Here is a 7,046-nt window from a genome sequence, read left to right as displayed (position 1 = left end):
TGCCAGCCCCCACCGCTGGGAGCACGGGTTGCCTCCGCCGCGGGGCACGGGGGGGGGCTCCCCTGCCTTGCTCTAGGGTCGTCCCCGCCGTTGTGCGTGATTCTTACCCCGACCGGGGGAAAAACCACCCACGGTGACGAACCGTTAGTCTTGTCTTCCGTGAGTGACGCACCCGCCCAGCCTGTAGACGACACCCCCGAGCAGCTGCGCATCCGCCGCGAGAAGCGGGAACGGATCCTCGAGCAGGGGCAGGAGGCCTACCCGGTCTCGGTGCCGCGCACCCACGCCCTCGCCGAGATCCGGGCGAAGTACCCCGACCTGGAGCCGGACGCCGCGACCGGCGAGCAGGTCGGCGTCGCTGGCCGGGTGATCTTCGTCCGCAACACCGGCAAGCTGTGCTTCGCGACCCTCCAGGAGGGCGACGGCACCCAGCTGCAGGCAATGCTCAGCCTCGCGAACGTCGGTGTGGACGCGCTCGCGGCGTGGAAGTCCGACGTCGATCTCGGCGACTACGTGTTCGTGCACGGCGAGGTGATCAGCTCGCGTCGCGGTGAACTGTCGGTGATGGCCGATTCCTGGCAGCTCGCCGCCAAGTCGCTGCGTCCGCTCCCGGTCGCGCACAAGGAAATGAACGAGGAATCCCGGGTCCGGCAGCGGTATGTCGACCTGATCGTGCGCCCGGAGGCAAGGGAGATGGCCCGCAAGCGGGTCGCGGTGGTGCGTGAGCTGCGCAACGCGCTCGAACGGCGCGGATTCCTCGAGGTCGAGACCCCGATGCTGCAGACCATCGCGGGCGGGGCCGCCGCGCGTCCGTTCGTCACGCATTCGAATGCGCTCGACATCGACCTCTACCTGCGGATCGCGCCGGAGCTGTTCCTCAAGCGCTGCGTCGTCGGCGGAATCGAAAAGGTCTTCGAGATCAACCGCAATTTCCGCAACGAGGGCATCGACTCGACGCATTCGCCCGAGTTCGCGATGCTCGAGACCTACGAGGCCTACGGCACCTACGACGATTCCGCGACGATGATCCGCGAATTGATCCAGGAGGTCGCGCAGAACGCGCTCGGCACCCAGGTCGTCACCCTCGCAGACGGGACCGAGTACGACCTGAGCGGCGAGTGGAAGACGATGGAAATGTATCCGTCGCTGTCCGCCGCGATCGGGGCATCGGTCACGCCGGACACCACCGTCGACGAATTGCTCGCGCTTGCCGCGAAGGTCGGGCTCGAGGTGCCGAAGGACAAGGGGTACGGCCACGGCAAGCTCGTCGAGGAACTGTGGGAGCACCAGTGTGGTGATCAGCTGAACGAGCCGACCTTCGTCCGCAATTTCCCGGTCGAGACGTCGCCGCTGACCCGGCAGCATCGGAGCCTGCCCGGGGTCACCGAGAAGTGGGACCTGTACGTCCGGGGGTTCGAGCTGGCGACCGGGTACTCGGAACTCGTCGACCCGGTCATCCAGCGGGACCGCTTCGTCGACCAGGCCCGCCTCGCCGCGGCAGGCGACGACGAGGCGATGGCGTTGGACGAGGAGTTCCTCGCGGCGATGGAGCACGGCATGCCCCCGACGACGGGGACCGGGATGGGCATCGACCGGCTGCTGATGGCGTTGACCGGATTGGGTATCCGGGAAACGATCCTGTTCCCAATTGTGCGCCCATCCGCACGCTGATCCATTTCGAATAGATTTGTCGAGCTCGAGCACTCGCAATTCTCGCCCCGGGGGTACACTCGCGGAATCCGGTGCGCGGGGCCCGGAATACGGAATTGTTCGAAGGGAACTCGGGACATGGCAAAGAAGGTCACCGTCACTCTTATCGACGACGTGGATCAGGAATCGACCGCCGACGAAACGGTCGAGTTCGGGCTCGACGGGGTGACCTACGAGATCGATCTCTCCTCGGAGAACGCGGCGCGACTGCGGGATCAGCTCGAGGAATGGGTCGCGCACGCCCGCCGGTCGACCGGCAGGCGGCGTGGAAAGCCCGCTCCAGCGGTAGGAAAGTCGCGGGTCGCTGCCGATCGGGAACAGAGCGCGGCGATCCGTGAGTGGGCACGACGAAATGGTCACCCGGTTTCCGCGCGGGGACGAATCTCCGCAGAAATCACCGAGCTCTACAACAAGGCGAACTGAACCGTCGTCCCTACTCGCACGTTTCGCCTGTCCGCGTCCGGCTGCACTGCTAGCCTGCGCGGACAGGCGAACACGGTGCGAAAATCAGGGGGAATGACGTGCGGGTGCGAAATGTCGTCGCGGCGAGAGTCGGCGCGGTTCTCGTCGGGATTGCGTCCCTGTTCTTCGGCGGCGTCGCGGGCGCGACGCCGCTGCCCGTGCCCTACCAGTTCCTCGCCGGCGTTCCCCTGGAACTCGGCAATCCCGGCGGGTCCGCGCCCGGCTCCAACGACTGGTCGTGCACCCCGACCGCGGAGCACCCGAATCCGGTGGTCCTCGTCCACGGCACCGGCGGAAACCGGCAGACCAACTGGGCAACCTATGCGCCACTCCTCGCCAACGAGGGGTACTGCGTCTACTCGCTGACCTACGGCGCCTACGAGCAGCTGCCCTGGCCGTTGAACGCGATCGGCGGGATGCGGCCGATGGAGGAGAGCGCGGCCGAACTGGGCGCGTTCGTGGACCGGGTGCTGGCGTCGACGGGGGCGGCCAAGGTCGACATCATCGGACACTCCCAGGGCACCTTGATGCCCACCTACTGGGTGAAATATCTCGGCGGCGCCGACAAGGTCGACCGGTACGTGTCCCTCGCACCGCTGTGGAAGGGGGAGGGCGCGTTCGACCTGCCCCGTGCCCTCGCGTCGTACCGCGATCTCGGTGTCGACGCGGCGGGCCCGGTGATGGCACCGTTGTGCGGCGCGTGCGGGCAGTTCCTTGCCGGCTCACGGTTCATGACCCAGCTGCGGGACGGCGGCGTCTACGCCCCCGGCGTCACCTACACGAACATCCTCACCCGGTACGACGAGCTGGTGGTGCCGTACACCAGCGGCTACGAGGAGGGCCCGAACGCGACCAACATCGTCGTCCAGGATCACTGCGCCCAGGATTTCGGCGACCACCTGTCGATCGCAGGCGAACCCGTTGCCGCCGCCCTGGTGCTCAACGCGCTCGATCCGGCGCATCCGCGGCCGGTCCCGTGCGTGTTCGTTCCGCCGGTGGTCGGCTGAGCGTCACCCGAAGGTCAGGACCTCGACGATCGGGCGGCGCGGGGTGTCGTTGAGTGGCGTGGGGCGGGTCGGGATTCCGACCCGCAGCAGCAGCTGCGGCACCTCCGCGCCGGGGATCAGCGTCCGGACGATGTCCCGGCTGCGGTCGATGTCGGTGAGATGGGTCAGCGGGCACGTCGCGAGCCGCTGCACCGTCGCTTCGAGCGCGATCGCGGACAGCGCCCGGCCGCACCGGAGCCACGCGGCGGCGTCGTCGGCGGTGGTGCTCAGGACGAGGACGGTCGATTCGTCGTCGGGGCCGTCGTCGGTGCGGGTCGCGCCGTGCGGATCGGGGAACCTGCGACCGACCGGTACGCGCTGCCGTTCGGTGCGGGTGGCAAGGGCGGCCTCCGGGATGCCGTCACCGTCCCGGATATGGCCCGCCCACCAGCGCAGTTCCGCCTGGTAGGAGGCGTCGTAGCGGCGCGCGGCCAGGCTCGACGCGGTCGCCTCCGCCAGGACGGGGCGGGCGTCGGCGCCCAGGAATGTCACCGTCACCTCCGCGCCTGCCGCGCCGAGCAGGTTCCGCAGCAGCGGGGTGTCGGGCAGCGGGGCGAACGCGGTTCGGTCGGTGCGCCTGCGCCGGATCGCCGCGAGCAGGTCGAAGTCGTGCGACTGTGGCCGGGCGTTGTTGGCGAACCGCATCGCCGCCACCAGTTGCGGGCGGGCGGGGTCGGGAAACAGGTCGATGTGCGTCTGCCAGCGCAGCGCGGTCAACGCGACGGTCAGATGCTGCAATGCGGCGCCGCAGCTGATCATCAGCTGGCGTCCGCGGGGGTCGGCGGCGACCAGCAGCCGGGCCGGGTCTGCGGACAGTTCGAGTCGGCCCGCGTCGTACCGCCACCGCCAGGGCTGGCTGTTGTGCACCGACGGTGCCCGGCACGCCAGGTCGACGGCGGTGCGCACCACCTCGGTGTCGGGAATGAGCGCGTCCATGGCGTTGTCCTCACTGTGCGGTGTGAGGACCAGTGTCGGCCTGGCGAAATCGGGCGACTAGGGCCGTTGGTCCCGACTTGGCCGGACGGATACGAGACCGGTCGGTCTCCCGGTGTTCGCTGTTGGCGTAGCGGCCGGTGGAAACGAAATACCTGGATGCCGCGTTGTCACGGGTAAGCATGCAGACTGTCCCCGTTGTCAATGGGATGGAGGCGGCGCAGGCCGCATCACCGGCCACTACAGTGGGAGGTGCGGCTCGTAAATCCCGCTGGGGATCTACCCATAAAGAACGTGAGGGAGAGCGATGTTCGAGAGGTTCACCGACCGCGCACGGCGCGTTGTTGTCCTGGCCCAGGAAGAGGCCCGGATGCTCAACCACAACTACATCGGCACCGAACACATCCTGCTCGGCCTCATCCACGAGGGCGAGGGTGTTGCGGCGAAGTCGTTGGAGTCGTTGGGCATCTCCCTCGAGGGCGTGCGCAGCCAGGTGGAAGAGATCATCGGTCAGGGCCAGCAGGCCCCGTCCGGTCACATCCCGTTCACCCCGCGCGCCAAGAAGGTGCTGGAGTTGAGCCTGCGCGAGGCGCTGCAGCTCGGCCACAACTACATCGGCACCGAGCACATCCTGCTCGGCCTGATCCGCGAGGGTGAGGGCGTCGCCGCCCAGGTGTTGGTCAAGCTCGGCGCCGACCTGAACCGGGTCCGTCAGCAGGTCATCCAGCTGCTGTCCGGCTACCAGGGCAAGGAGCCGCAGGAGACCAGCGGCGGCCGCGGCGAGGCCGGGACCCCGTCCACCTCCCTGGTCCTCGACCAGTTCGGCCGCAACCTGACGCAGGCCGCGCTCGAGGGCAAGCTCGACCCGGTCATCGGCCGCTCGAAGGAGATCGAGCGGGTGATGCAGGTGCTCAGCAGGCGCACCAAGAACAACCCGGTGTTGATCGGTGAGCCCGGCGTCGGCAAGACCGCCGTCGTCGAGGGTCTCGCGCAGGCGATCGTCAACGGTGAGGTCCCCGAGACCCTCAAGGACAAGCAGCTGTACACGCTCGACCTGGGTTCCCTGGTCGCGGGCAGCCGTTACCGCGGTGACTTCGAGGAGCGCCTGAAGAAGGTCCTCAAGGAGATCAACACCCGCGGCGACATCATTCTGTTCATCGACGAGCTGCACACCCTCGTCGGAGCGGGCGCGGCCGAGGGCGCGATCGACGCGGCGTCGATCCTCAAGCCGAAGCTGGCCCGCGGCGAGCTGCAGACGATCGGCGCGACCACCCTCGACGAGTACCGCAAGTACATCGAGAAGGACGCCGCTCTCGAGCGCCGCTTCCAGCCGGTGCAGGTCGGCGAGCCGACGGTCGAGCACACCATCGAGATCCTCAAGGGCCTGCGCGACCGGTACGAGGCGCACCACCGCGTCTCGATCACCGACGGCGCACTGGTCGCGGCGGCCACCCTCGCGGACCGCTACATCAACGACCGGTTCCTGCCGGACAAGGCGATCGACCTCATCGACGAGGCCGGTGCCCGGATGCGCATCCGCCGGATGACCGCGCCGCCGGACCTGCGCGAGTTCGACGACAAGATCGCCGACGCCCGCAGGGAGAAGGAGTCCGCGATCGACGCGCAGGACTTCGAGAAGGCCGCCAGCCTGCGCGACAAGGAGAAGCAGCTCGTCGCGCAGCGCGCCGAGCGTGAGAAGCAGTGGCGCTCCGGCGACCTGGACGTCATCGCGGAGGTCGACGACGAGCAGATCGCCGAGGTGCTCGGCAACTGGACCGGCATCCCGGTGTTCAAGCTGACCGAGGAGGAGACCACCCGGCTGCTCCGCATGGAGGATGAGCTGCACAAGCGGATCATCGGTCAGGAGGACGCGGTCAAGGCGGTCTCCAAGGCGATCCGGCGTACCCGCGCTGGCCTGAAGGATCCGAAGCGTCCGTCCGGTTCGTTCATCTTCGCCGGTCCGTCCGGCGTCGGTAAGACCGAGCTGTCCAAGGCCCTGGCGAACTTCCTGTTCGGCGACGACGACGCGCTCATCCAGATCGACATGGGCGAGTTCCATGACCGGTTCACCGCGTCGCGACTGTTCGGTGCCCCTCCCGGCTACGTCGGCTACGAGGAGGGCGGCCAGCTCACCGAGAAGGTGCGCCGCAAGCCGTTCTCGGTCGTGCTGTTCGACGAGATCGAGAAGGCCCACCAGGAGATCTACAACACGCTGCTGCAGGTGCTCGAGGACGGCCGCCTCACCGACGGTCAGGGCCGCACGGTCGACTTCAAGAACACCGTGCTGATCTTCACCTCGAACCTGGGCACCGCCGACATCTCGAAGGCGGTCGGGCTTGGCTTCACCTCCGGTAGCGGCAACGAGTCGAACTACGAGCGGATGAAGCTCAAGGTGCACGACGAGCTGAAGAAGCATTTCCGTCCCGAGTTCCTCAACCGCATCGACGACATCATCGTCTTCCACCAGCTGACGCAGGACCAGATCATCCAGATGGTCGACCTGATGATCGGCCGGGTGGAGAAGCAGCTGAAGAACAAGGACATGGACATCGAGCTGACCGAGCGGGCGAAGTCGCTGCTCGCGAAGCGCGGCTTCGATCCGGTGCTCGGTGCGCGGCCGCTGCGTCGCACCATCCAGCGCGAGATCGAGGACCAGCTGTCGGAGAAGATCCTCTTCAACGAGGTCGGCCCCGGTCAGATCGTCCTGGTCGACGTCGAGGGCTGGGACGGCGAGGGCGCGGGCGAGGACGCGAAGTTCACGTTCGCCCCGAGCCCGCGGCCGGTCGCGGTGCCGGACTCGTTGCCGGTCGACATGGCGAAGGCAGGCGAGGCCCCGGCCGAGGGCGGCGGCGCCGAGTAGGTCACGCATGACGAACGCCCCGCGAGCGAAGGCTC

Annotated in this window: 5 protein-coding genes; 4 read left to right on the top strand and 1 reads right to left on the bottom strand. The window is 67.9% G+C overall.

The window, feature by feature from the left end; translation table 11 throughout:
• Window positions 1-159: 159 nt before the first annotated feature.
• The 3 genes from lysS (at window position 160) to ACFWQG_RS10070 (ending at window position 3,179) form a co-directional block, all read left to right on the top strand.
• The gene (gene lysS / locus ACFWQG_RS10080; protein ID WP_378507471.1) at window positions 160-1,671 is read left to right on the top strand and encodes a lysine--tRNA ligase; all 1,512 of its coding nucleotides are present in this window, start codon (window positions 160-162) and stop codon (window positions 1,669-1,671) included.
• Between the two features lie 117 nt (window positions 1,672-1,788).
• Window positions 1,789-2,133: an Lsr2 family protein gene (locus ACFWQG_RS10075; RefSeq protein WP_378507470.1), complete on the top strand. Its 345-nt coding sequence runs from the start codon at window positions 1,789-1,791 to the stop codon at window positions 2,131-2,133.
• Window positions 2,134-2,237: 104 nt separating this feature from the next.
• A complete protein-coding gene (locus ACFWQG_RS10070; RefSeq protein WP_378507469.1) occupies window positions 2,238-3,179 on the top strand; it encodes an esterase/lipase family protein in 942 nt (313 codons plus the stop codon).
• A 3-nt stretch (window positions 3,180-3,182) separates the two neighbouring features.
• Here the strand turns inward: ACFWQG_RS10070 and ACFWQG_RS10065 are convergent, their stop codons facing one another.
• Window positions 3,183-4,154: an Acg family FMN-binding oxidoreductase gene (locus tag ACFWQG_RS10065; RefSeq protein ID WP_378507468.1), complete on the bottom strand. Its 972-nt coding sequence runs from the start codon at window positions 4,152-4,154 to the stop codon at window positions 3,183-3,185.
• Between the two features lie 304 nt (window positions 4,155-4,458).
• On the opposite strand from ACFWQG_RS10065, the gene ACFWQG_RS10060 reads away from it, so the two are divergent.
• Entirely contained in the window at window positions 4,459-7,011 is a 2,553-nt protein-coding gene (locus ACFWQG_RS10060; RefSeq protein WP_378507467.1) for an ATP-dependent Clp protease ATP-binding subunit, read from the top strand.
• The last annotated feature ends 35 nt before the right edge of the window (window positions 7,012-7,046 follow it).

The organism is Rhodococcus sp. NPDC058532 (assembly GCF_042719255.1).
Taxonomy (GTDB): Bacteria; Actinomycetota; Actinomycetes; order Mycobacteriales; family Mycobacteriaceae; genus Rhodococcus_G.
Note: the sequence above shows the minus strand (reverse complement) of the source record. Positions and strands in the feature narration are given on the sequence as shown.